The organism is Variovorax cryoconiti (assembly GCF_051216395.1).
Taxonomy (GTDB): Bacteria; Pseudomonadota; Gammaproteobacteria; order Burkholderiales; family Burkholderiaceae_C; genus Variovorax.
The window spans coordinates 412,537-434,288 of sequence record NZ_JBPJZI010000001.1 but is presented as its reverse complement, the minus strand read 5'-3'; the positions used below and the strand labels follow the sequence as shown (position 1 = coordinate 434,288).

Below are 21,752 nucleotides of genomic sequence, written 5' to 3'. Positions count from 1 at the left end.
CGCGGCAGCTTCGCTCCATGCGAAGCGCCAGGGCCCGCCTCGGCTACAGTCGAGGCGCCCATGATCTCTCCCCAACTCCAGCGCGGCTTCTTCCTCTTTCTGCTGGCGGCCGTCACCGTCGCCTTCTTCTGGATCCTGCTGCCCTTCGCGGGCGCGGTGCTGTGGGGCGTGGCCCTGGCCATCCTCTTCAACCCGCTCTACAAGCGGCTGCTGGCGAAGATGGGCAAGCAGCGGCGCACGTTGGCGGCGCTCGCGACCCTCGCGATCTGCCTGGTGATCGTCTTCCTGCCGCTGTCGATGATCGCCGCGTCGCTGGTGCAGGACGTGGCGACGATCACTCAGCGCATCCGCACGGGCGAACTCAACTTCGTCAATTACTTCCAGCAGGTGGTCGGCGCACTGCCCCGGCCGCTGCTGAACCTGCTGGACCGCTTCGGGCTGGGCAACATGGAAGCCCTGTTGTCGAAGCTGTCCACCACGGCGGCGCAGGGCTCGCAGATGATCGCCCAGCAGGCATTGAGCATCGGCCAGAACACCTTCGATTTTGTGGTGAGCTTCTTCGTGATGCTCTACCTGCTGTTTTTCCTGCTGCGCGACGGTGCCGACCTGTCCAAGACCATCCGCGAAGCGCTGCCGCTGGCCCGTCCGCACACCCACTACCTGCTCAACAAGTTCACCACCGTGATCCGTGCGACGGTCAAGGGCAACGTGGTGGTCGCCGGGGTGCAGGGCACCATCGGCGGGATCGCCCTGGCGGTGCTCGGCGTGCAAGGTGCGCTGCTGTGGGGGGTGGTGATGGCCTTCCTGTCGCTGCTGCCCGCCGTGGGTGCGGCGCTCATCTGGGCTCCGGTCGCCATCTATTTCCTGGCCACGGGAGCGATCGCCAAGGGCCTGGGCCTGATCTTCGTCGGCGTCTTCGTGATCGGCCTGATCGACAACATCCTGCGCCCGCTTCTGGTCGGCAAGGACACCCAGATGCCCGACTACGTCGTGCTGATCTCGACCATCGGCGGCATGGCGCTTTTCGGCATCAACGGCTTCGTGATCGGGCCGGTGGTCGCTGCGCTGTTCATGGCCGTGTGGAGCCTGTTCGCCACCTCGAACGAAACCGCCGATGCCGCCAATGCCGACGACGGGCGAGACAACGTCCCGCCGTTGTAACGCGCGCCGATCGCACAGCCACCCTCGGGGGTTCCCCCTGCAGAGGGACACGGCTTTGGGGTAGCCTCTCCCTCTGTTTTTGCGACATCGAACGGAGAGCCCCATGGCCACCAAACTTTCCCCCGCCGAAGAAGCGCTGCGCGAAGCCGCACGCGAATACCACCGCAGCCCCGTCCGCGGCAAGATTTCCGTCACGCCGACCAAACCGCTGCTGAACCAGCGCGACCTGTCGCTGGCCTATTCGCCCGGCGTGGCCTACCCCTGCCTCGACATCCAGGCCGACCCGAGCCTGGCGGCCGAGTTCACCGCGCGCGGCAACCTGGTCGGCGTGGTCACCAACGGCACCGCGGTGCTGGGCCTGGGCAACATCGGCCCGCTGGCCGCCAAGCCGGTGATGGAGGGCAAGGGCGGCCTCTTCAAGAAGTTCGCCGGCATCGACGTGTTCGACATCGAGCTGGCCGAGAACGACCCCGACAAGCTGGTCGACATCATCGCGGCGCTCGAGCCCACGCTGGGCGGCATCAACCTCGAGGACATCAAGGCGCCCGAGTGCTTCTACATCGAGAAGAAGCTGCGCGAGCGCATGAACATTCCGGTGTTCCATGACGACCAGCACGGCACCGCCATCATCTCGGCCGCTGCGCTGATCAACGGCCTGGAACTGGTGAACAAGAAGATCGGGGACGTGAAGATCGCGGTGTCGGGCGCGGGCGCCGCCGCCATCGCCTGCCTCGACGTGATGGTCGGCCTGGGCGCCAAGCCGGCCAACATCTTCGCGGTCGACTCCAAGGGACTGATCTACATGGGCCGCCCGGGCGGCTTCGACGAATCGAAGTCGCGCTACGCGCAGAAGGACACCGGCGACCGCACCCTGGCCGACGTGATGAAGGACGCCGACGTCTTCCTCGGCTGCTCGGCGCCCGGCGTGGTCACGCAGGACATGGTCAAGAGCATGGGCACGCAGCCCATCCTGCTGGCGCTGGCCAACCCCGAGCCGGAGATCCGCCCCGAGCTGGCCAAGGAAGTGCGGCCCGACTGCATCATCGCGACGGGCCGTTCGGACTACCCGAACCAGGTCAACAACGTGCTGTGCTTCCCGTACATCTTCCGTGGCGCGCTCGACTGCGGTGCCAGCAAGATCACCGAGGAGATGAAGCTGGCCTGCGTGCGCGAGATCGCCGAACTGACCAAGGCCGACATCAGCGAAGAAGTGGCCACGGCGTACGCCGGTCAGGAACTGTCCTTCGGCCCCGACTACATCATCCCCAAGCCCTTCGACTCGCGGCTGATCCTTCGCATCGCGCCCGCGGTGGCCAAGGCAGCCGCCGCCTCCGGCGTGGCCGCACGTCCGATCGAGGACATGGAAGCCTACCGGCAGCACCTCACCCGCTTCGTCTACCAGACCGGCATGTTCATGCGCCCGGTCTTCGGCGCGGCCAAGCTGGCGACCAAGAAGCGCGTGGCCTACGCCGAAGGCGAGGACGACCGCGCGCTGCGCGCCGCCCAGCTGGCGGTCGACGAAGGCCTGGCGCGCCCGATCCTCATCGGGCGGCCGTCGGTGATCGAGGCCCGCATCAAGAAGGCCGGGCTGCACCTGCGGCTGGAAGTCGATGCCGACGTGGTCGACCCCGAGAACGACGCCCGCTTCCGCCAGTACTGGGAGGCGTACCACAAGCTGATGGGCCGGCGCGGCATCACGCCGGAGGCCTCGAAGGCGATGGTGCGCCGCTCCAACACCACCATTGCCGCGCTGATGGTGCATCTGGGCGACGCCGACGCGATGCTGTGCGGGTTGGTCGGGCGCTTCGACAGCCACCTGAAGATCCTCAACCAATTGCTGGGTGTGAAGCGCGGTGCGCCGGGCTTCGCGACGATGAACGCGCTGACGCTGGAGAAGTACACCCTCTTCATCGCCGACACCAGCGTGCACGAGGACCCGACGGCCGAGCAGCTGGCGCACATCGCGCTCATGGCCTCCGAGGAAGTGCGCCGCTTCGGTCTGCCGCCCAAGGTCGCCTTCCTGTCGCATTCGAACTTCGGCACCTCCGAGCGCGGTTCCGCCCGCAAGATGCGCATCGCGCGCGACCTGTTCGGCAAGCTGGCGCCCGACGTCGAATGCGACGGCGAGATGCAGGGCGACGCCGCACTGTCCGAAGACATCCGCCACCAGTCGCTGCCCACCAGTACGCTGACCGGCGAAGCGAACCTGCTGATCTGCCCGAACCTCGACGCCGCGAACATCCTCTTCAACGTGCTGAAGATGACCGGTGGCAACGGCATCACCGTGGGTCCGATCCTGCTCGGCGCTTCGGCGGCGGCACACATCCTCACGCCGTCGGCTACCGTGCGCCGGGTGCTGAACATGACGGCACTGGCCGTGGCCCAGGCCGCCATCCAGAAATAGGGCATTCCGGCCATTCACGCCCCGGTACGGTGCGCCGTCCGGGGCGTTTTCATTGGCGCGCCGTTACCGCACCTGTTTGGGACAGGATGGAGGTTCGCACCAATGGCGTGCGGGCACCGATATTGCTTGAATCGGTGACATTCCATTGCAAGAGACTCCGTTCATGAACAAGCGCCACCTGCTCCAGTCCTTCCTCGCCGCCTCGGCGCTCGCCTTCGGCATCCCTGCCGCGCACGCCCAGACGCCGATCAAGTTCCAGCTCGACTGGCGCTTCGAAGGTCCCGCCGCCCTCTTCACACACCCGGCCGCCAAGGGCTACTTCAAGGCCGCGGGCCTCGACGTGGCGGTCGACGCCGGCAACGGCTCGGGCGGCACGGTCACGCGCGTGGCTTCAGGCGCCTACGAGATGGGCTTCGCCGACCTGGCCGCGTTGATGGAATTCCACGCCAACAACCCCGACGCGCCCAACAAGCCGGTCGCGGTGATGATGGTCTACAACAACACACCGGCCTCGGTCATGGCGCTCAAGAAGAGCGGCATCACCAAGCCGGCCGATCTCGCGGGCAAGAAGCTGGGCGCCCCGGTGTTCGACGCTGGCCGCCGCGCCTTCCCGATCTTCGCCAAGGCCAACAACATCGGCGCCGTCCAGTGGACCGCGATGGACCCCACGCTGCGCGAAACCATGCTGATGCGCGGCGACATCGACGCCATCACCGGCTTCACCTTCACCTCGCTGCTCAACCTCGAAGCGCGCGGCGCCAAGGCGTCGGACGTGGTGGTGCTGCCCTACCCCGACTACGGCGTGAAGCTCTACGGCAACGTGATCATCGCGTCGCCCAAGCTCATCAAGGAGAACCCGGAAGCGGTGAAGAAATTCCTCTCGGCCTTCGCCAAGGGCGCGAAGGAAGTCATCGCCAACCCAGCCGTGGCGATCGAGTCGGTGAAGGCGCGCGACGGCATCATCGATTCCAAGCTCGAGACGCGCCGCCTGCAGCTGGCCATCGACACCGTGATCAACAGCCCCGACGCCAAGTCCGAAGGCTTCGGCAATGTGAACGCCGGCCGCCTGTCACTGATGGCCTCGCAGGTGTCGGACGCGTTCAACACCAAGTCGCGCGTGAACCCCGAGGCCGTATGGAACGGCTCGATGCTGCCGAGCGCCGCCGAGCTCAACATCCTGAAGAAGTGATGGGCGATACCGCCGGCGCTGTCGCCGCTTCCGCGCCCTTCGTCGATTTTCAGGACGTCTGGCTCGCCTACAACGAAGAGCTGCTGCGCGCCAACCACTTCGCGGTCGAGGCGATCGACCTGAAGGTCAGGCGCGGCGAATTCATCGCCATCGTCGGCCCGTCGGGCTGCGGCAAGTCGACCTTCATGAAGCTCACGACCGGGCTGAAGATGCCGTCGATGGGCAAGATCCGCATCGACGGCGCGCCCGTCACCGGCCCGCTGAAGATCTCGGGCATGGCCTTCCAGGCGCCGTCGCTGCTGCCCTGGCGCACCACGGTCGACAACGTGCTGCTGCCGCTGGAGATCGTCGAGCCTTACCGCTCGAACTTCAAGGCCAAGCGCCGCGAATACGTCGAGCGCGCACGCAAGCTGCTGCAGAAGGTCGGGCTCGCGGGCTACGAAGACAAGTTCCCCTGGCAGCTCTCGGGCGGCATGCAGCAACGCGCGAGCATCTGCCGCGCGCTCATCCACGAGCCGAAAATGCTGCTGCTCGACGAGCCCTTCGGCGCGCTCGACGCGTTCACGCGCGAGGAGCTGTGGTGCATCCTGCGCGACCTCTGGACCGAGCAGCAGTTCAACGTGATCCTGGTCACGCACGACCTGCGTGAAAGCGTGTTCCTCGCCGACACGGTCTACGTGATGAGCAAGTCGCCCGGCCGCTTCGTGGTCAAGCGCGAGATCGAACTGCCACGCCCGCGCGAGCTGGAGGTGACCTACACCAAGGAGTTCACCGACATCGTTCTCGAACTGCGCGGCCACATCGGCGCCATCCGGAACACAGGCATCAGCCAGGCGCAAACGGCGGCCGCAGGAGCCGCCTCATGATGAAGAACAGCCAACAGATCGAGCGCTGGTCGCCCTGGTTCCTGCTGATCGCCGTGCTCTTGCTGTGGGAAATCGTCTGCCGCGGCTTCGGTGTGTCGGACTTCATCTTCCCGAGCCCGTCGCGCATCTGGGAGCAGTTCTGGGAGTTCAAGACCATCATCGCGGGCCATGCCTGGCGCACCTTCTGGGTGACGATGGCGGGTTTCGGCCTGGCGATCGTGGTGGGCGTGCTGCTGGGCTTCGTCATCGGCAGCTCGCGGCTCGCGTACGCGGCCATGTACCCGCTCATGACCGCCTTCAACGCGCTGCCCAAGGCGGCCTTCGTGCCGATCCTGGTGGTGTGGTTCGGCATCGGCGTCGGCCCGGCCATCCTCACGGCCTTCCTGATCAGCTTCTTCCCGATCATGGTGAACATCGCGACCGGCCTGGCCACGCTCGAACCCGAGCTGGAAGACGTGCTCCGCGTGCTGGGCGCCAAGCGCTGGGACGTGCTGATGAAGATCGGCCTGCCGCGCTCCATGCCCTACTTCTTCGCATCGCTCAAGGTCGCGATCACGCTGGCCTTCGTCGGCACCACGGTGAGCGAGATGACCGCCGCGAACGAAGGCATCGGCTACCTGCTCATCTCGGCCGGCTCAGCCATGCAGATGGGCCTGGCCTTCGCCGGCCTGATGGTGGTGGGCGCGATGGCGATGGGCATGTACGAGCTGTTCAGCATCATCGAAAAGCGCACCACCGGCTGGGCGCACCGGGGTTCGCAGGGCGAATAGGCGCGGCCTGGTCGCACGTGATGGCGGCGATGGTTACAGTGCGGGCTCCCGCCGTGACCATCGCTCCATGCCACTGACCCAGATCCAAGCCCGCCGTCGACTCATCGTCGTCATCCTTTTGTGCGTCGCCCTCGGTGGCGCGGCCTTGCGCCACCTGTCGGCACCCGGCAGCACGCAGCGCGATGTCGGCACGCTGCTGATGCTGCTGTGGATCCCGATCATCGGCAACATCATTGCCTGGCTGGTCAACCGCATGCGCGCCGCGCGCGCCCTGAAGAAAGCGGCAGCTGATATGGCAACGGCACCGACTCCGCCGCTGCGCGAAGACATGCCCTTCGCGCCCCATGTCTGGGTCGAGCTGACCCTGCGCCCCGCTGGCGTTCCGGCCGAGGACCTCCCGATCGCCGAGGGCCTGCACCACTGCGCGCTGGTGATCGGCAACGAAGGCTTCTCGGTGCGCTGGCAGGTCGGGCCGGGTCGGTCATTCCGGCGCGGCACGCTGCAGACGCTGCCGGTGGAATTCATGGCGCCCGAAGCGGCGCTGCCGCGCCTGAAGCCGGGGCTCGCGTTTCGCCTGCTCGTCGGCGAGGCCTTCATCGGCGACGGGCAGGTGCTGCGGCTCAGTACGCCTTGAAGTTCGCCGCGACGCGCTGGTTCAGGAAGTCACCGGCCGTGATCGGCGGGTGCGTCTTGCCGGGGCTTTCGATGATGGCGTCGCGGTTGGCCTGCGCGAAGAAGGCGATGCTGTAGCGCGGGCCCATGTACTCGCCCGGCAGCGGGTTCTTCACGCGGTGGAAGTTGCTCGGCAGCTGGTCGTCGCTCCAGCGCATCAGCATGTCGCCGATGTTGCAGGTGATGGCGTCGCCGTCGGGCGGAATGGGCGTCCATTCCTGCGCGTCCATCTCCTTGCCCGGACAGACCTCGAGGCCGCCCTGGCCCTGGCGCTGGTACAGCAGCGTGAGGCAGTCGAAGTCGGTGTGGGCACCGGCACGCCACAGGTCGAGCTTGTCCTGCACGTCGGCCGGGATCGCGTAGTAGTGCAGCAGGCGCAGCGTGCTCTGGTAGCTCGGCTGGCCCTGGTCGTGCGCACGGGTGAAGAACGCGTCGTCGAAGCCGAGCTTGTAGGCGAAGCACGAGAGCACACGCATGGCGATCTCCCAGCTCTGGCGCTCGAAGCCCAGCATCTTCTCGACGAAGCCCGGAAGTTCCTGCTCGGTGGGGAAGAGGTCACCCATGTGCGGGCGGGTGATCTGGTAGCTCTCCTTCTGGTCGGGCGTGCCGGTGGACGGCCGCACCTGGGCGCGGCTTTCCCAGCCGGCGTTGAGCGCCTTCTTCAGCGGGTACTGGCGCTTGACGCTCTCGGGCAGTGCGAAGAAGCGCTCGGCCATGTCGAAGGCGCCGCGGATCTCGCCGAGGTCGATGCCATGGTTGACGAGCTGGAAGAAGCCGACGTCGATCGCGGCCTCCCAGAGCTGGTCGGCGATCTCGACCTTGCGGGCCTCGAAGTCGGACAGGTCGATGCGGCGGATCTCGCGCGTTGTGTTGAGGGAGCCCATCGCGCCCATGCGCGTTTCTCTCTGGAGCTCGGTGAGGTCGTAGCCGACGGGGGTCGTTGCAGCGGTCATGTCTTGGTCCTGAAAGTTGAAAACTTCAAGAGCAATTTCCTGCCAACCCCTGAAGGTCTTCTCGCAAACGCGACTGGCTGGTGAACGCTTCTACTCTCGGGTCCGGATGATGCCGCGTCAGGGCCGCGCTGGCAAAGACTTCCGCTTTGACCCTCTGGCGCAGTCGAACTTGCCTGGGGCGGCGATGCTGCGCCGTGGTGCACGCCGGGCCTTGCCGCCTGCGCATCGAATGGCACGGATCATGCAAATGCCAACGCAGAGTAGAAGCGTTCAGCGGCTCGCCCGCCCGGAAATTGCTCGTTCATCGCAGTTCTCCCAAAGGAAGCATTCCATGCAACGCCGTTCCCTCCTCCGCGCCGCCGGCGCGAGCACGCTCGTCGCCGCCACGCCCTTCGTCCGCGCCCAGGGCTCGCTCAAGCCCTTCAAGTTCAACCTCGGCTGGAAGGTCGAGGCCTCGGGCGCCGGCTTTCTGCTCGCGCACCAGCGCGGCTACTACAAGGACGCGGGTCTCGACGTGGCCATCGACACCGGCAACGGCTCGACGGCGGCCATCAGCCTGGTGGCGAGCGGCGCCTACGACGTGGCGTCGGCCGACCTGTCGTCGATGATCGAGTTCAACGTCGCCAACCCGCAGGCCGCGCTCAAGGCGGTCGCGATCCAGTACGACCTGAACCCGAACTCGATCATCGTGCGCAAGGACGGCGCCATCAAGAAGCCGGCCGACCTGGCGGGCAAGACCATCCTGGGCCAGCCCTTCAATGCGTCGCGCAAACTGTTCCCGGTATTCGCCAAGGCGCAGGGCTTCGACCCCTCGGGCGTGAAGTGGGAGAACGTGTCGCCCGATATCGGCGACACGCGCTTCGTCAAGGGCGACTTCGACGCCTCGGCCTACTTCTATTTCACCGGCCTGCTCAACCTCAAGGCGCGCGGCATGGGCCCCGAGCACCTCACCGTGTTCCGCTTCTCCGACTTCGGCATGAAGTCGTACGGCAACGGCCTGGTCGCCAACGCGAAGAGCATGGAGCAGGCCGACGCGATGCGCGCCTTCGTGAAGGCCACCACGCGCGGCTGGATCGAGTGCATTGCCGACCCGAAGGCTGGCGGCGCGGCCGTGAAAACGCGCGAGCCGCTGGCCAACCAGGAGATCGAGACCGAGCGGCTGCAGCTCATCGTCGACGGCACCATGAAGACCGCCGACGTGCGCACCAACGGCTGGGGTGCCGCCACCCCCGCACGCCTGCAGGCCACGATCGACGAGACGGTGGCGGCCTTCGGCCTGAAGAGCACGCCGACCGTGGCCGACTTCTTCGCCGACAAGTTCCTGCCGTCGGCGGCCGACCGCCAGCTGAAGGCCTGAAGCGGCGACGCGTCATGAGCATCCCGGTCATCGACCTGCGCGACGCGCTGGTGCCCGGCGGTCCGCGCACTGCCGAGGTGGCGCGCGAATTCCGCTCGGCGGCCATGGCGTCCGGCTTCTTCTACGTACGCCACCACGGCATCGACGCGGCGATGGTCGAGCGCCAGTTCGACATCACGCGGCGGCTGATGGCGCTGCCGATCGAGCGGCGCGAGGCGCTGTCGATCCGGCATTCGCCGATCATGCGGGGCTACGAAGGCCTGGGCGCGCAGACGCTCGACGCCGCGATGAAGCCCGACCTCAAGGAGAGCTTCTACTGCGGCATGGACTGGCCGGCCGACCACCCCTACGCGAAGGCCGGCTACCAGACCTACGGCCCGAGCCAGTGGCCGGCCGAGCTGCCCGACGTGCGCGCGCATTGCGAGGCCTACATCGACGCGATGAACGTCCTGTCGCTGCGCCTCATGCAACTGATGGCGCTGTCGCTGGACCTGCCCGAGGACTACTTCGACGCGGCCTGCCACGACCCGATGGTCACGTTGCGCATGGTGCGCTACCCGGCGCATCCCGAGGGCGCGGACGAGCGCACCTTCGGCGCCGGCGCCCACACCGACTGGGGCGCAGTCACCATCCTCGCGCAGGATGCGCACGGCGGCCTGGAGGTGCAGATGCCCGACGGCGGCTGGGTCGCAGCCACGCCAATGGAAGGCACCTTTGTCGTGAACCTCGGCGATATGATCCCGCGCTGGACCAACGGGCTGTACCACTCCAACCCGCACCGGGTGCGCAACACCTTCTCGGGCGGCGCCGCGCGCTATTCCATTCCCTTCTTCTACGAGCCCGAGTACCTCGCGCGCATCGTGCCCGTGCCCGGCACCGTGCCCGCCGGCGAAGCGCCGCGCTACACGCCCTGCACGGCCGGCGAGCATCTGCAGGAGATGTATCGCAAGACCTACGGCCTGCAGAAGCAAGCGGTGGCGGAAGGCGCGGCATGACGCTGTGGTTCAACCTGCTGTGCCGCGACGTCCAGGCGCAGATGGCCTTCTATGCGCGGCTGCTCGGCTGGCCGGAGGCCGTGCACAGCCGCTCGCCCATCTACCGCGCGCTGGAGCACGAGGGCGTGCAGTTCGGCTTCAACGCGGCACCGGCCTATGCGCTGCTCGGCCTGGCGGACCGCGCACCCGACACCGCGGCCATGCCGCCGGTGACGGCGTACGCGACCTTCATGCTCGACACGCCCGAAGCGGTCGATGCTGCGGTGCGCAGCGCCACGGCAGCCGGCGGCCGGGTGTTGAAGGCGCCGTACGCGACCTATTACGGCCAGTGGCAGGCCGTGCTGAGCGACCCGGAGCAGCACGTGTTCCGCGTGAGCGCGGCGTCGCTGCCACCCGGCATGGCGCCGGCGCCGCCGCCAGTCTGAGGGCTTAAGCCCAGCCGGTCTCGATCTCGGTCGTGGTCTCGGTCATCAGCTTGTGGATCGGGCACTTGGCGGCCACACGCAGCAGTTCGGCGCGCTGGGTGTCGTCGAGCATGCCCGTCACGCGCAGCGAGGTCTTGAGGCGGTAGATGCCCTTGCGCTCCTCGCTGTCGTCGCGGTCGACCAGCACCTCGATGTCCTCGACGGGCATGTTCTTGCGCTGGGCATAGAGCATCACCGTGAGCGCCTTGCACGCTGCGAGCGAGGCGTCGTACAGGTCGTGCGGCGTGGCGGCGCCTTGCCCGTCGGGCTGCGTCACGTCGGTGGCGAAGGCCTCGTTGCGGATGCGCACCGTGTGGCGGGTGCCTGCCGTGCCGTCACGGCGGACTGAAATGCTCATGGGGTCTCCTGATGAATAGATGTCGAGAAGATGCTCAGCCCGCGCCACCGTAGCGCTCGGTGCGGATGCGCCCGGCGGGTACGGCCCCGTCGAGCAGGCCGGTAGCGACCGCTTCGACGAAGCGGTTGGCACCACAGACAAAGACATGGGCGGGCACATGGCCCCAGACGCCCAGCAGCCGCTGCAGCGCCGCGCTGTCGAGCCGCTGCACGAGGTCGCCCGGCCGGTGGGCCGTGTCGCGCGTCGTGACCGCCACGAAGCGCAGCAGCGGCGCGCGCGCCTGCAGCGTGATCAGCTCGTCGCGAAACGCCAATTCGTCCCAGGTGCGCGCGGACACCACCAGCAGCAAGGGCACGTCGGCACCGGACACATGCCAGTCCCGCACCATCGCCATCAGCGGCGCCACGCCCGAGCCGCCACCCACCAGCAACAGCGGGCCGCCATCAGCCGGGCGCCAGACGAAATGCCCGCCCAGCGGGCCGCGCACCTCGAGGTGGTCGCCGGCCGCCACCACCTCGTGGAAGAAGGGCGACACCTCGCCGTCCTCGAGCTTCTCGACGATGAGTTCGATCGGCATCGCACCCGGCGCGGAAGCGATGGAATAGCTGCGCTGCGCGGCATAGCCGTCGGGCGCGGTGAGTCGCACCACCAGATGCTGGCCGGCCAGCCCGGGGTCTAACGACGCGCGCAGGAACACGCTGACGATGCGCGGCGTGAGCACCGCGACGCGCTCGACCACCGCGTCGTGCCACGGCGAGGAAGCGGGCGACGAAGGGGGCGACGGCGGCGCGCCGCTCACGGGTCGTCCGAGTAGCGCTGCTGCTTCCACGGGTCACCGCGCAGGTGATAGCCCCGCAGCTCCCAGAACCCGGCCTCGTCGCGCGCCGTGAAGCGCAGGCCCTTGATCCACTTGGCGCTTTTCCAGAAGTACAGGTGCGGCACCAGCAGCCGCGCCGGGCCGCCGTGCTCTGCGGCGAGCGGCGCGCCGTTGAAGCGGGTGGCGACCATCGCGCGGCCGTTGAGCAGATCGGCGGCGGGCACGTTGGTGTCGTAGTCGTCGTGCGAGAGGGCGAGCGTGTAGGCGCTGGGCGCCGCCACGCCGGCTGCCGCGAGCAGGTCGTCGATGGTGACGCCTTCCCAGGTCGTGTCGAACTTCGACCAGGTGGTGACGCAGTGGATGTCGCCCTGCCACACGGTGCGCGGCAGGGCCTCGAACTCGTCCCAGGTCCAACTGGCCAATGGCCTCGGCCCGTCGCTGAGCGTGAAGCGCCAGGTGGCGAGGTCGACGCGCGGCGTCGGCCCCTTGGACAGAACGGGAAAATCGTCGGTCTCGAACTGCCCCGGCGGCAGGCGGCTCGCGAAAGCAGCGCTCGGGCGTCGTCCGGTGAAGCCTCGGGTGGCCATGGTCGAACTCCTTGATGGGAGAACCATGGTAGCGCCGCACGGCGGCAGGCGCTGCGCCTCCAAAGTAGCAGTCGGCCCACATCCGACACCTGGCAGCAGGTTCATATTGGCATGTGTCCTGCATGTACCGATCCGAGCCATGAAATCCAAGAACACCCTCCCCCACCCCATCGAAGTCACCCTGGACGAACGCGACGGCCGCTATCTGCGCAAGGCCATCCTCTGGTCGCATGCCGGCGGGCGGCGCGGCAACCGGCCCTTCGGGGCCGTCATCGTCTCCGCCGAGGGCGAGGTGCTGGCCGAGGGCTACTGCAACAGCGCCGAGACCGGCGACGTCACCGGCCACGCCGAAGTCACCGCCATCCGCGCGCTGGCCGCCAAACGCCCGGGCCGGGAGGTGATGGCCGGCGCTACCCTCTACTCGTCGGCTGAGCCCTGCGTGATGTGCGCAGGCGCGATCTTCTGGGCCAACATCGGCCGCGTGGTGTTCGGCATCGACGCCGAACGCCTGCGCCTGTTCCGCGGCGGCCATAGCGACCAGCGCGATGCCGAGCTGTCCTGCCGCGACGTGTTCGCCACCTCGCCACACCCGATCGACTGCATCGGGCCCGCGCTGATCGGCGAAGCGAGCGCGGCGCACGAAGGCGCCTGGAAAGATTGAGCTTGCGCCGCCGATAGACTCCCCGCATGCCCTGGCACGCCCGACTCGCGCTCGACTACAGCGCCGAACAACAACGCAGCGTCGCACGTTTCCGTCACGACGGCCCGCTGCGCATCCTCCAGAGCCTCTACCCCGAAGGCGACGCGGTCTGCCACAACGTGCTGGTGCACCCGCCCGGCGGCCTGGTCGGCGGTGACACGCTGGACATCGCCATCACCGGCGCGGCCGGCAGCCACGGCCTCATCACCACACCGGGTGCGACGCGCTTCTACCGCTCCGAAGGCGAGGCCGCAGTGCAGCGCACCCAGATCACGCTGGCAGCCGATGCACGCCTGGAATGGCTGCCGCTCGAAGCGCTCTGCTACAGCGGCTGCAAGGCCGAGAATCGCCTGCGGATGGAACTCGCGCCCGGTGCCGAACTGATGGGCTGGGACGTGACCGCTCTCGGCCTGCCCAACGCCGGCCTGCCCTTCGAACGCGGCGGCCTGCTGCAGCACATCGAGGTGCCGGGCGTGTGGCTCGAACGCGGCCGCATCGACGCTGCCGACCGCCGCCTGCTGCAAAGCCCGATCGGCCTGGCGGGCCAGCGCTGCCTCGCGTCGCTCTTCTTCGTGGCTGGCGCGCCGATCTCGAAGGCACGGCGCGCGTCGCTGCTCGACAGCGCGCGGGCACTGGCCGATGTGCATCCGCTGGCGATGAGCGCGGGCGCCACCGCGCCACATGCCGAAGTGGTCGTGCTGCGCGTGCTCGCGCCGGTGGTCGAACCCGCGATGCAGCTGCTGCGGCAGGTGTGGCAGGCCTGGCGCGCCGAGCTGTGGCAGTTGCGCAGCGCGGCGCCGCGCATCTGGTCGATGTAGCGCAGGCCTGCGACGACGCGCCGGGCGAGCCCTGCGCCGACAGCGTGGACACGCGCAACGGCTCACAGTGGCTCGGCCGATGACTGCTGTCCACACCGACATTCCCGCCCGCCTCGACCGCCTCCCGTGGTCGCGCTGGCACTGGCGCGTGGTGATCGCATTGGGCGTGGCGTGGGTGCTCGACGGGCTGGAGGTCACGCTGGTCGGCTCGCTCGGCGGTGTGCTCGAACGCGATGACACGCTCGGTCTGAGCGCCGCGCAGATCGGCGGTGCGGGCTCGCTCTACATCGGCGGTGCGGTCGTCGGCGCGCTGGTGTTCGGCCGCCTGGCTGACCGGTGGGGGCGCAAGAAGTTGTTCCTCATCACGCTGGCGGTCTACACCGTCGCCAGCTTCGCGACCGCCTTCTCCCCGGGCTTCCTCTTCTTCGCGTTCTGCCGCTTCATGACCGGCGTAGGCATAGGCGGCGAATACGCGGCCATCAACTCGGCCATCGACGAGCTCATACCCGCGCGGGTGCGTGGTCGCGTCAACCTGGCGATCAACGGCAGCTTCTGGGTCGGCGCTGCGCTGGGCGCCGGCATGAGCCTGGTGCTGCTCGACCCGCGCGTGCTAGGCCCCGTGTGGGGCTGGCGCGCCGGCTTCGCGCTGGGCGCGCTGCTCGCGGTCGCGATCCTGCTGGTGCGCCGCGACGTGCCCGAAAGCCCGCGCTGGCTCATCGCGCACGGCCGCGCCGACGAGGCCAACGCGATCATGGAACGCATCGAGGCCGAGGTGGCGGCGCAGCACGGGCCGCTGGCGCCGGTGACCGAGCGCCTGGGCTTCGTGCGCCAAGCAGCGCCGTCGATGCGGCAGGTGGCACAGGTGCTGCTCCGGCGCTACCGGCAGCGCAGCGCGGTCGCCCTGGCGCTGATGGTGTCGCAGGCCTTCTTCTACAACGCCATCTTCTTCACCTACGCGCTGGTGCTGACGCGCTTCCATGGCGTGCCCGCGGGCCGCGTGGCGCTGTACATCTTTCCCTTCGCGCTCGGCAATGTGCTCGGGCCGCTGCTGCTGGGCCCGCTGTTCGACCGGATCGGGCGGCGCCGGATGATCGCGGTCACGTACACGCTGTCGGGCGTCGGCCTGGCGCTGACCGGTGCAGCCTTCATGGCCGGCTGGTTGACCGCGCTGACGCAGGCGTTGTGCTGGTCGGCCGTGTTCTTCCTCGCCTCGGCCGCCGCAAGTTCGGCCTACCTGACGGTGAGCGAGGTGTTCCCGCTGGAGATGCGTGCGCTGGCGATCTCGCTGTTCTACGCGGTAGGCACGGGGGCCGGCGGTTTCGTGGCGCCCTGGCTCTTCGGCGTCCTGATCGACACCGGCAGCCGCGGCGCGGTCGCCGTGGGCTATGGCATCGGCGCGGCGCTGGTGATCGGGGCCGGGCTGATCGCGCTGCGTTGGGGCGTGAATGCGGAGCGGCGATCGCTGGAAGACATTGCGCCGCCACTGGGAAGCATCGGCAACGTCGACCGTTCGTAGCTCAGTGCGCCGCGCGGCGTCGTGCGTCGGCCAGCGCCCAGGCGAAGATGCCCAGCCCGGCCACCCCCAGCAGCGCACCGACCCAGCCGGTCGAGGTCCAGCCCAGGCCCGCGCTGATGGCCAGGCCACCCAGCCAGGCGCCGAGCGCGTTGGCCATGTTGAAAGCCGAATGGTTGAGCGCCGCGGCGAGCGTCTGTGCCTCGCCCGCCACGTCCATCAGGCGGATCTGCAGGGCCGGCCCGATGGCGACGACGGTGCCGATCAGGAAGGTGGCGATGGCCGCCGTGACCACATGCTGCGCCGCGAAGACGAACAGCACCAGCACCGCCACCGACCACACCAGGAGGCCGCCGATGGTGCGCATGAGCGACTTGTCGGCCAGTCGGGCGCCGACCAGGTTGCCCGCCACCATGCCGAGGCCGAACAGCGCGAGCACGAAAGGCACATGGCCCACCGACAGCCCGGCGACTTCGGTGAGCGTCGGCTTGATGTAGCTGAACACCGCGAACATGCCACCGAAGCCGATCGCGCCGATGCCGAGCGTGAGCCAGACCTGCGGGCGGCGTAGCGCATCGAGTTCGCGCAGCGGGCTGGCGCCCGCCGTGGCCGGCATGTCGGGCACGCCGCGCCGCAGCAGCGCCATGGCGAGCAGCGCGATCAGGCCGACGAAGACGAAGGCCGCGCGCCAGCCGAAATGCTGGCCCAACCAGGCCGCGATGGGCACACCGACGAGCGTGGCGCCGGTGAGCCCGAGCATCACCAGGCCGACCGCCCGCGCCCGCTGCCCGGCCGGCGCCAGCGTGGCGGCCACCAGCGCCGCGACACCGAAGTAGGTACCGTGCGGCAGCCCCGTGAGAAAGCGCAGCAGGTTGAGCGACAGGTAGCCCGGTGCCAGGGCCGACGCGAAGTTGCCCAGCGCGTAGATGCCCATCAGCGCGATGAGCAGCGCGCGGCGGTTCCAGCCGGCGGCCAGCACGGCAAGGACCGGCGCGCCGATGACCACGCCCAGCGCGTAGGCACTGATGACATGGCCGGCCTGGGGAATGCTCACGCCGATGTCCCGGGCGACTTCGGGCAGCAGGCCCATGATCACGAATTCACCGGTGCCGATGGAGAAGCCACCGACACCGAGCGCCAGCACGGCGCGCAGCAGGGTGCGGTCGGCGTCGGGCGCACGCACGGAAGAAGACGCATCGGCGTCACGTTCGGAAGACAAGGAGGAGGTGGTCATGGCAGAGCGGGCGTGCGAGCAGGCCGAGCGCGTGAACCACGCCCGACGACCAGGGGTTAACCCTTGGTCATCGGACCATAGCACGCAGGCTGCGCCACTGCAGGCGGCGGGCCATGCCGTTCAGATCGCGACAAGTTGCCGTACGCCGTTGGCTTCCATGTCCTTGCCCAGGCCACGCGCGATGACCTCGCCGCGCTCCATCACGAGGTAGTCGTCGGCCAGTTCCTGCGCGAAGTCGTAGTACTGCTCGCACAGCACGATCGCCATGTCGCCGCGGTCGGCCAGCATGCGGATGACACGGCCGATGTCCTTGATGATCGACGGCTGGATGCCCTCGGTCGGCTCGTCGAGGATCAGCAGCTTGGGTTGGGGCGCCAGCGCGCGGGCGATGGCCAGCTGCTGCTGCTGCCCGCCCGAGAGGTCACCACCGCGGCGGTTGATCATCTGCTTCAAGACCGGGAACAGTTCGAACAGCTCGGCCGGGATCGGCGTGCTGCCGCTCTTGTAGGCCAGGCCCATGCGCAGGTTCTCCTCCACGGTGAGCCGCGCGAAGATCTCCCGGCCCTGCGGCACGAAGCCCATGCCGGCGCGCGCGCGTTCGTAGGGTGTCTTCTTCTGGATGGCCACGCCGTCGAATTCAATGCTGCCGCTCTTGATCGGCACCAGGCCCATCAGCGACTTGAGCAGCGTGGTCTTGCCGACACCGTTGCGGCCGAGCAGCACGGTCACCTTGCCGAGCGTGGCGGTGAAGCTCACGTCGCGCAGGATGTGGGAGCCGCCGTAGTACTGGTGGATGTTTTTGACTGTGAGCATTTCTTTGGTCCTTGGTCAGCTTGGATTTTGCGTCCCATGGGTGCGCGCCAGGCAGGCGGTGCGGGCCAGCCGACCCCGGCGCGCCGGCCCTTCGGGCTGCCTTGCGGCGCTTGCCGGAGAGAGATGCACAACCGCTGTGTCCACGTCGGTGGGCGGTAGGCCTGCGGGCGGCTGTCCGGCTGCGGCGAGCACCGCAGCGAAAGGCGGATCAAGGCCGCGCGTGTTTGAGCGAAGCGAGTTTGCGCGGACCCCGCCTTTCGTGAGGAGCAGCAGCGAAGTCCGAAGGACCGCAGTCGTCTGCCGCCCGCAGGCCTACCGCCCGCCGACGTCCCACGTACAAAGAAAACCTCAGCGCCCAAGATAAACCTCGATCACCCGCTCGTCCGCCTGCACTTCATCCAGCGTGCCTTGCGCCAGAACAGAACCGTCGCACAGCACTGTCACGATCTCAGAGATGGTGCGAATGAAGCTCATGTCATGCTCCACCACCATCAGCGAATGCTTGCCCTTGAGCGTCAGGAAGAGTTCGGCGGTGCGCGCTGTCTCTTCATCCGTCATGCCCGCCACAGGCTCGTCGAGCAGCAGCAGCTTCGGATCCTGCATCAGCAGCATGCCGATCTCCAGCCACTGCTTCTGGCCGTGACTCAGGTTGCCCGCCATGCGCGACACGCTGTCAGCCAGGTGGATGGTCTCGATGATCTCGGCCAGCCGATCGCTCTGCGTCGAATCGAGCTTGAACAGCATCGAGCGCTTCACGCCCTTGTCGGTCTTCAGCGCGAGCTCGAGGTTCTCGAACACCGTGAGCTGCTCGAACACCGTCGGCTTCTGGAACTTGCGGCCGATACCGAGCTGGGCGATGTCCGCTTCCTTGTGGCGCAGCAGGTCGATGGTGCTGCCGAAGAACACGGTGCCGCTGTCGGGCCGCGTCTTGCCGGTGATGATGTCCATCATCGTGGTCTTGCCGGCGCCGTTCGGGCCGATGATGCAGCGCAGCTCGCCGGGCGCGATGTCCAGGCTCAGCTTGTTGATCGCCTTGAAGCCGTCGAAGCTCACGCACACGTCCTCGAGGTAAAGGATGCGGCCGTGCGTCACGTCGACCTCGCCCGGTGTCGCGTGCCGGCCGAAGCCTGCGGCGCGGCCACCGGATTCGGTCTCGGCGGTGTAGGCGTAGCCGGCCGCCTTGGCGGCGCGCTCGGCGCCGGCTTCCATCAGATCGGGCGTCATGCGCGGGCTCCCTTCGGCTCGACAGCGATGGGTGGCAAGGCGCTCGGCTCCACGCCTTCCGATGCAGCCAGCGCGCGCTGGGCTTCCAGGCGCCCGTCGCTCAATGTGCTCTTGTCCTTCGACCGCCACTTGCGCACCAGCCCGACGATGCCGTTCGGCAGGAACAGCGTGACCGCGATGAACAGCGCGCCGAGGAAGTACAGCCAGTACTCGGGGTAGGCCACGGTCAGCCAGCTCTTCGCACCGTTGACGATGAAGGCGCCGATGATCGGGCCGATGAGCGTCGCGCGCCCGCCGACCGCGGCCCACACGGCGATCTCGATCGAGTTGGCCGCGCTCATCTCGCCGGGGTTGATGATGCCCACCTGCGGCACGTACAGCGCGCCGGCGACGCCGCACATGATGGCCGAGATGACCCAGATCGTGAGCTTGTACGGCAGCGGGTTGTAGCCCGAGAACATCACGCGCGTCTCCGCATCGCGGATGGCCTGCAGCACGCGGCCGAACTTGCTGCCGATGAGCCACTTGCTGAACAGGAAAAACCCGAGCAGCGTGAGCCCGGTCATCACGAACAGCGTCATGCGCATCTCCTGCGTGGCGATCGGGATGCCCAGGATGCGCTTGAAGTCGGTGAAGCCGTTGTTGCCGCCGAAGCCTGTCTCGTTGCGGAAGAACAGCAGCATCGCCGCGAAGGTCATGGCCTGCGTGATGATCGAGAAGTACACGCCCTTGATGCGCGATCGGAATGCGAAGAAGCCGAACACGAAGGCGATCAGGCCGGGCACCGCGACGATCAGGACGAGCGTCATCACGAAGCTGTCACTGAAGGTCCAGTGCCAGGGCAGCGTCTTCCAGTCGAGGAACACCATGAAGTCCGGCAGGTCGCTCTTGTAGTTGCCGTCGCGGCCGATCTGGCGCATGAGGTACATGCCCATCATGTAGCCGCCCAGCGCGAAGAACATGCCGTGGCCCAGCGACAGGATGCCGGTGTAGCCCCAGATCAGGTCCATGGCCAGCGCGCAGATGGCGTAGCACATGATCTTGCCGACCAGCGCCACCGCATAGTCGCTCATGTAGAACATGCTCTCGCGCGGCACCAGCAGGTTGAGCATCGGTGCGACGGCGCACACCACGATCAGTGCCACGAAGAACACGGTCCAGCCCTTGCCGCTCAGCAGCGGGCCTTTCGAAGGTAGTACGACTCTGCTCATGCTTCCGCGCTCCGGCCCTTCATGGCGAAGATGCCCTGTGGACGTTTCTGAATGAAGATGATGATGAAGACCAGCACCGCGATCTTCGCGAGCACCGCGCCGGCCCAGCCTTCGATGAACTTGTTCAGGATGCCCAGGCCCATGGCTGCGTAGACGGTACCGGCGAGCTGGCCGACGCCGCCCATCACCACCACCATGAACGAATCGACGATGTAGCTCTGGCCGAGGTCGGGGCCGACGTTGCCGATCTGGCTCAGCGCGCAGCCCGCGAGACCGGCGATGCCGGAGCCGAGTGCGAAGGCGTAGGTGTCGATGCGGGCGGTGTTCACGCCCATGCACGAGGCGATCGGTCGGTTCTGCGTCACGCCGCGCACGAACAGGCCGAGCCGCGTGCGGCCGATGAGCCAGCCCATCGCGAGCAGCACCAGCACCGCGAAGATGATGATGCAGATGCGGTTCCATGGCAGCGTCACGTTGCTCAGCATGGTGAAGCCGCCGCTCATCCAGCCGGGGTTCTCCACGCCGACGTTCTGCGCACCGAAGAGCGAGCGCACCATCTGCTGAAGCATCAGGCTGATGCCCCAGGTGGCCAGCAGCGTCTCGAGCGGCCGGCCATACAGGAAGCGGATCACGCCGCGCTCCAGCACCGCGCCGACCAGCGCCGAGGCCAGGAACGACACCGGGATGGCGGCGACCAGGTAGAGGCCGAACATCGATTCCGGGACGTAGCGCTGGAAGAGGCCCTGCATCACGTAGGTCGCGTAAGCGCCGATCATCATCAGCTCGCCGTGCGCCATGTTGATCACGCCCATCAGCCCGTAAGTGATGGCCAGGCCCAGCGCTGCCAGCAGCAGCACCGAGCCCAGGCTGATGCCGCTGAAGACCGCGTTGATGCGGTCCCCCCAGACCAGCGCGCCGTCGATGCGGTCGATGGAAGCCACGATGGCGCTCTTCACGCCCGCATCGGTCTCGTCGGCCAGGCGCTGGTTCAGCAGCAGCTTGATGTCGGGGCTCTTGCGCTCGGCCAACGCCTTGGCGGCGTCGATGCGCTTGGCGGCATCGGCGCTGTTGAGCATCGATGCGGCACGCACCAATTCGAGTTGCGCCTTGATCGACGGATTCGTTTCGGCCGCCAGCGCCTTCTCTACAGCTGGCAGGCGCGATTCGCTCGGCTCCTTCAGCAGGCCCTGCGCCGCCTCGGCACGGACCTTCTCGTCGGGGCTGGTGAGCTGCAGCACGGCCTGCGCGGCGTCGAAGGCGCCGCGCATCAGGTTGTTGTTGACGACATCCTCGGCGTCGTCGGGCACCTTCGCTTCGGCGCCGGTGACCGGGTCGTAGCCCTTGTCGTCCTTGATGACGAAGACCTTGTCCGCGGTGTACTTGACCGCGTCGTCGGCCATCGCCTGGATGAAGGCTGCGGTCTTCTCGTCGGCGGTGAGCACCGCCTTGTCGAGCGCGGCGATGCGTGCCTCGGTGTCGCCCGAGGCGATCGCCCTGGCCTCGTCGGCCGTCAGCGCGTGGGCGGACATGGCCGCGAGAAGCGCGAACGCCGCCGCGCAGGAATGGATGAAGCGCATGGGTGGTCGCACGGCGTCTCTCTGATGTGGGAACACCGCGGAACCGGCTTCGCCGGGCCGCAGGTGTTG

At 67.8% G+C, this 21,752-nt stretch carries 21 protein-coding genes; 12 read left to right on the top strand and 9 right to left on the bottom strand.

The window, feature by feature from the left end:
- Positions 1–60: 60 nt before the first annotated feature.
- The 6 genes from ACSFA2_RS02215 to ACSFA2_RS02190 all read left to right on the top strand — a co-directional run bounded on the left by ACSFA2_RS02215 (position 61) and on the right by ACSFA2_RS02190 (position 7,024).
- The gene (locus tag ACSFA2_RS02215; protein WP_435453670.1) at positions 61–1,161 is read left to right on the top strand and encodes an AI-2E family transporter; all 1,101 of its coding nucleotides are present in this window, start codon (positions 61–63) and stop codon (positions 1,159–1,161) included.
- A 103-nt stretch (positions 1,162–1,264) separates the two neighbouring features.
- Positions 1,265–3,565 (top strand): NADP-dependent malic enzyme, encoded by a 2,301-nt coding sequence (locus tag ACSFA2_RS02210; RefSeq protein WP_435453669.1) that lies wholly within the window; start codon positions 1,265–1,267, stop codon positions 3,563–3,565.
- A 163-nt stretch (positions 3,566–3,728) separates the two neighbouring features.
- A complete protein-coding gene (locus ACSFA2_RS02205; protein ID WP_435453668.1) occupies positions 3,729–4,754 on the top strand; it encodes an ABC transporter substrate-binding protein in 1,026 nt (341 codons plus the stop codon).
- A complete protein-coding gene (locus ACSFA2_RS02200) occupies positions 4,754–5,620 on the top strand; it encodes an ABC transporter ATP-binding protein (RefSeq protein WP_435453667.1) in 867 nt (288 codons plus the stop codon). The genes ACSFA2_RS02205 and ACSFA2_RS02200 overlap by 1 nt, the downstream gene beginning before the upstream one ends.
- Positions 5,620–6,390: an ABC transporter permease gene (locus ACSFA2_RS02195; RefSeq protein WP_435453666.1), complete on the top strand. Its 771-nt coding sequence runs from the start codon at positions 5,620–5,622 to the stop codon at positions 6,388–6,390. The genes ACSFA2_RS02200 and ACSFA2_RS02195 overlap by 1 nt, the downstream gene beginning before the upstream one ends.
- Before the next feature lie 67 nt (positions 6,391–6,457).
- A complete protein-coding gene (locus ACSFA2_RS02190; RefSeq protein ID WP_435453665.1) occupies positions 6,458–7,024 on the top strand; it encodes a hypothetical protein in 567 nt (188 codons plus the stop codon).
- Here ACSFA2_RS02190 and ACSFA2_RS02185 read toward each other — a convergent pair.
- Positions 7,011–8,015, bottom strand: a complete 1,005-nt coding sequence (locus ACSFA2_RS02185; protein WP_435453664.1) for an isopenicillin N synthase family dioxygenase — start codon at positions 8,013–8,015, stop codon at positions 7,011–7,013. The two genes, ACSFA2_RS02190 and ACSFA2_RS02185, sit on opposite strands and share 14 nt — an antisense overlap.
- A gap of 331 nt (positions 8,016–8,346) precedes the next feature.
- Between ACSFA2_RS02185 and ACSFA2_RS02180 the strand changes: the two genes are divergently transcribed.
- The 3 genes from ACSFA2_RS02180 to ACSFA2_RS02170 are packed head-to-tail and all read left to right on the top strand — an operon-like array spanning position 8,347 to position 10,792.
- Positions 8,347–9,372, top strand: a complete 1,026-nt coding sequence (locus ACSFA2_RS02180; protein WP_435453663.1) for an ABC transporter substrate-binding protein — start codon at positions 8,347–8,349, stop codon at positions 9,370–9,372.
- Positions 9,373–9,386: 14 nt separating this feature from the next.
- Positions 9,387–10,367, top strand: coding sequence for an isopenicillin N synthase family dioxygenase (locus tag ACSFA2_RS02175; protein WP_435453662.1), 981 nt, complete (start codon positions 9,387–9,389; stop codon positions 10,365–10,367).
- On the top strand, positions 10,364–10,792 hold the full coding sequence (locus ACSFA2_RS02170; protein ID WP_435453661.1) for a VOC family protein: 429 nt from the start codon (positions 10,364–10,366) through the stop codon (positions 10,790–10,792). The genes ACSFA2_RS02175 and ACSFA2_RS02170 overlap by 4 nt, the downstream gene beginning before the upstream one ends.
- Positions 10,793–10,796: 4 nt before the next feature.
- Here the strand turns inward: ACSFA2_RS02170 and ACSFA2_RS02165 are convergent, their stop codons facing one another.
- The 3 genes from ACSFA2_RS02165 to ACSFA2_RS02155 are packed head-to-tail and all read right to left on the bottom strand — an operon-like array spanning position 10,797 to position 12,593.
- Complete coding sequence (locus ACSFA2_RS02165; RefSeq protein WP_435453660.1) at positions 10,797–11,189, bottom strand: OsmC family protein; 393 nt, start codon at positions 11,187–11,189, stop codon at positions 10,797–10,799.
- A gap of 34 nt (positions 11,190–11,223) precedes the next feature.
- Entirely contained in the window at positions 11,224–11,988 is a 765-nt protein-coding gene (locus ACSFA2_RS02160; RefSeq protein ID WP_435453659.1) for an FAD-binding oxidoreductase, read from the bottom strand.
- Complete coding sequence (locus tag ACSFA2_RS02155) at positions 11,985–12,593, bottom strand: sulfite oxidase-like oxidoreductase (RefSeq protein ID WP_435453658.1); 609 nt, start codon at positions 12,591–12,593, stop codon at positions 11,985–11,987. The genes ACSFA2_RS02160 and ACSFA2_RS02155 overlap by 4 nt, the downstream gene beginning before the upstream one ends.
- Positions 12,594–12,732: 139 nt before the next feature.
- Between ACSFA2_RS02155 and ACSFA2_RS02150 the strand changes: the two genes are divergently transcribed.
- From ACSFA2_RS02150 to ACSFA2_RS02140, 3 genes are all read left to right on the top strand, one after another.
- Positions 12,733–13,254: a nucleoside deaminase gene (locus ACSFA2_RS02150; protein WP_435453657.1), complete on the top strand. Its 522-nt coding sequence runs from the start codon at positions 12,733–12,735 to the stop codon at positions 13,252–13,254.
- Between the two features lie 26 nt (positions 13,255–13,280).
- The gene (locus ACSFA2_RS02145) at positions 13,281–14,111 is read left to right on the top strand and encodes an urease accessory protein UreD (protein ID WP_435453656.1); all 831 of its coding nucleotides are present in this window, start codon (positions 13,281–13,283) and stop codon (positions 14,109–14,111) included.
- Positions 14,112–14,190: 79 nt separating this feature from the next.
- The gene (locus ACSFA2_RS02140; protein WP_435453655.1) at positions 14,191–15,627 is read left to right on the top strand and encodes an MFS transporter; all 1,437 of its coding nucleotides are present in this window, start codon (positions 14,191–14,193) and stop codon (positions 15,625–15,627) included.
- Position 15,628: 1 nt separating this feature from the next.
- On the opposite strand, the gene ACSFA2_RS02135 is transcribed toward ACSFA2_RS02140, so the two are convergent.
- The 5 genes from ACSFA2_RS02135 to urtB all read right to left on the bottom strand — a co-directional run bounded on the left by ACSFA2_RS02135 (position 15,629) and on the right by urtB (position 21,683).
- Positions 15,629–16,858 carry an MFS transporter gene (locus ACSFA2_RS02135; RefSeq protein WP_435453654.1) on the bottom strand — a complete coding sequence of 410 codons (1,230 nt, stop codon included), beginning with the start codon at positions 16,856–16,858 and terminating at the stop codon, positions 15,629–15,631.
- Positions 16,859–16,978: 120 nt separating this feature from the next.
- On the bottom strand, positions 16,979–17,671 hold the full coding sequence (gene urtE, locus ACSFA2_RS02130) for an urea ABC transporter ATP-binding subunit UrtE (RefSeq protein ID WP_435453653.1): 693 nt from the start codon (positions 17,669–17,671) through the stop codon (positions 16,979–16,981).
- A 348-nt stretch (positions 17,672–18,019) separates the two neighbouring features.
- On the bottom strand, positions 18,020–18,895 hold the full coding sequence (gene urtD / locus ACSFA2_RS02125) for an urea ABC transporter ATP-binding protein UrtD (RefSeq protein WP_435453652.1): 876 nt from the start codon (positions 18,893–18,895) through the stop codon (positions 18,020–18,022).
- Positions 18,892–20,106, bottom strand: coding sequence for an urea ABC transporter permease subunit UrtC (gene urtC / locus ACSFA2_RS02120; RefSeq protein WP_435453651.1), 1,215 nt, complete (start codon positions 20,104–20,106; stop codon positions 18,892–18,894). Before urtC ends, urtD begins: the two co-directional genes overlap by 4 nt.
- Positions 20,103–21,683, bottom strand: a complete 1,581-nt coding sequence (gene urtB, locus ACSFA2_RS02115; protein WP_435454160.1) for an urea ABC transporter permease subunit UrtB — start codon at positions 21,681–21,683, stop codon at positions 20,103–20,105. The genes urtC and urtB overlap by 4 nt, the downstream gene beginning before the upstream one ends.
- Positions 21,684–21,752 lie beyond the last annotated feature (69 nt).

What these genes read in the sequence shown, in the direction of transcription:
- ACSFA2_RS02215 (WP_435453670.1), top strand. Translation starts at nt 61, where the DNA reads ATGATCTCTCCCCAACTCCAGCGCGGCTTCTTCCTCTTTCTGCTGGCG.
- ACSFA2_RS02210 (WP_435453669.1), top strand. Translation starts at nt 1,265, where the DNA reads ATGGCCACCAAACTTTCCCCCGCCGAAGAAGCGCTGCGCGAAGCCGCA.
- ACSFA2_RS02205 (WP_435453668.1), top strand. Translation starts at nt 3,729, where the DNA reads ATGAACAAGCGCCACCTGCTCCAGTCCTTCCTCGCCGCCTCGGCGCTC.
- ACSFA2_RS02200 (WP_435453667.1), top strand. Translation starts at nt 4,754, where the DNA reads ATGGGCGATACCGCCGGCGCTGTCGCCGCTTCCGCGCCCTTCGTCGAT.
- ACSFA2_RS02195 (WP_435453666.1), top strand. Translation starts at nt 5,620, where the DNA reads ATGAAGAACAGCCAACAGATCGAGCGCTGGTCGCCCTGGTTCCTGCTG.
- ACSFA2_RS02190 (WP_435453665.1), top strand. Translation starts at nt 6,458, where the DNA reads ATGCCACTGACCCAGATCCAAGCCCGCCGTCGACTCATCGTCGTCATC.
- ACSFA2_RS02185 (WP_435453664.1), bottom strand. Translation starts at nt 8,015, where the DNA reads ATGACCGCTGCAACGACCCCCGTCGGCTACGACCTCACCGAGCTCCAG.
- ACSFA2_RS02180 (WP_435453663.1), top strand. Translation starts at nt 8,347, where the DNA reads ATGCAACGCCGTTCCCTCCTCCGCGCCGCCGGCGCGAGCACGCTCGTC.
- ACSFA2_RS02175 (WP_435453662.1), top strand. Translation starts at nt 9,387, where the DNA reads ATGAGCATCCCGGTCATCGACCTGCGCGACGCGCTGGTGCCCGGCGGT.
- ACSFA2_RS02170 (WP_435453661.1), top strand. Translation starts at nt 10,364, where the DNA reads ATGACGCTGTGGTTCAACCTGCTGTGCCGCGACGTCCAGGCGCAGATG.
- ACSFA2_RS02165 (WP_435453660.1), bottom strand. Translation starts at nt 11,189, where the DNA reads ATGAGCATTTCAGTCCGCCGTGACGGCACGGCAGGCACCCGCCACACG.
- ACSFA2_RS02155 (WP_435453658.1), bottom strand. Translation starts at nt 12,593, where the DNA reads ATGGCCACCCGAGGCTTCACCGGACGACGCCCGAGCGCTGCTTTCGCG.
- ACSFA2_RS02150 (WP_435453657.1), top strand. Translation starts at nt 12,733, where the DNA reads ATGAAATCCAAGAACACCCTCCCCCACCCCATCGAAGTCACCCTGGAC.
- ACSFA2_RS02145 (WP_435453656.1), top strand. Translation starts at nt 13,281, where the DNA reads ATGCCCTGGCACGCCCGACTCGCGCTCGACTACAGCGCCGAACAACAA.
- ACSFA2_RS02140 (WP_435453655.1), top strand. Translation starts at nt 14,191, where the DNA reads ATGACTGCTGTCCACACCGACATTCCCGCCCGCCTCGACCGCCTCCCG.
- ACSFA2_RS02135 (WP_435453654.1), bottom strand. Translation starts at nt 16,858, where the DNA reads ATGACCACCTCCTCCTTGTCTTCCGAACGTGACGCCGATGCGTCTTCT.
- urtE (WP_435453653.1), bottom strand. Translation starts at nt 17,671, where the DNA reads ATGCTCACAGTCAAAAACATCCACCAGTACTACGGCGGCTCCCACATC.
- urtD (WP_435453652.1), bottom strand. Translation starts at nt 18,895, where the DNA reads ATGACGCCCGATCTGATGGAAGCCGGCGCCGAGCGCGCCGCCAAGGCG.
- urtC (WP_435453651.1), bottom strand. Translation starts at nt 20,106, where the DNA reads ATGAGCAGAGTCGTACTACCTTCGAAAGGCCCGCTGCTGAGCGGCAAG.
- urtB (WP_435454160.1), bottom strand. Translation starts at nt 21,683, where the DNA reads ATGCGCTTCATCCATTCCTGCGCGGCGGCGTTCGCGCTTCTCGCGGCC.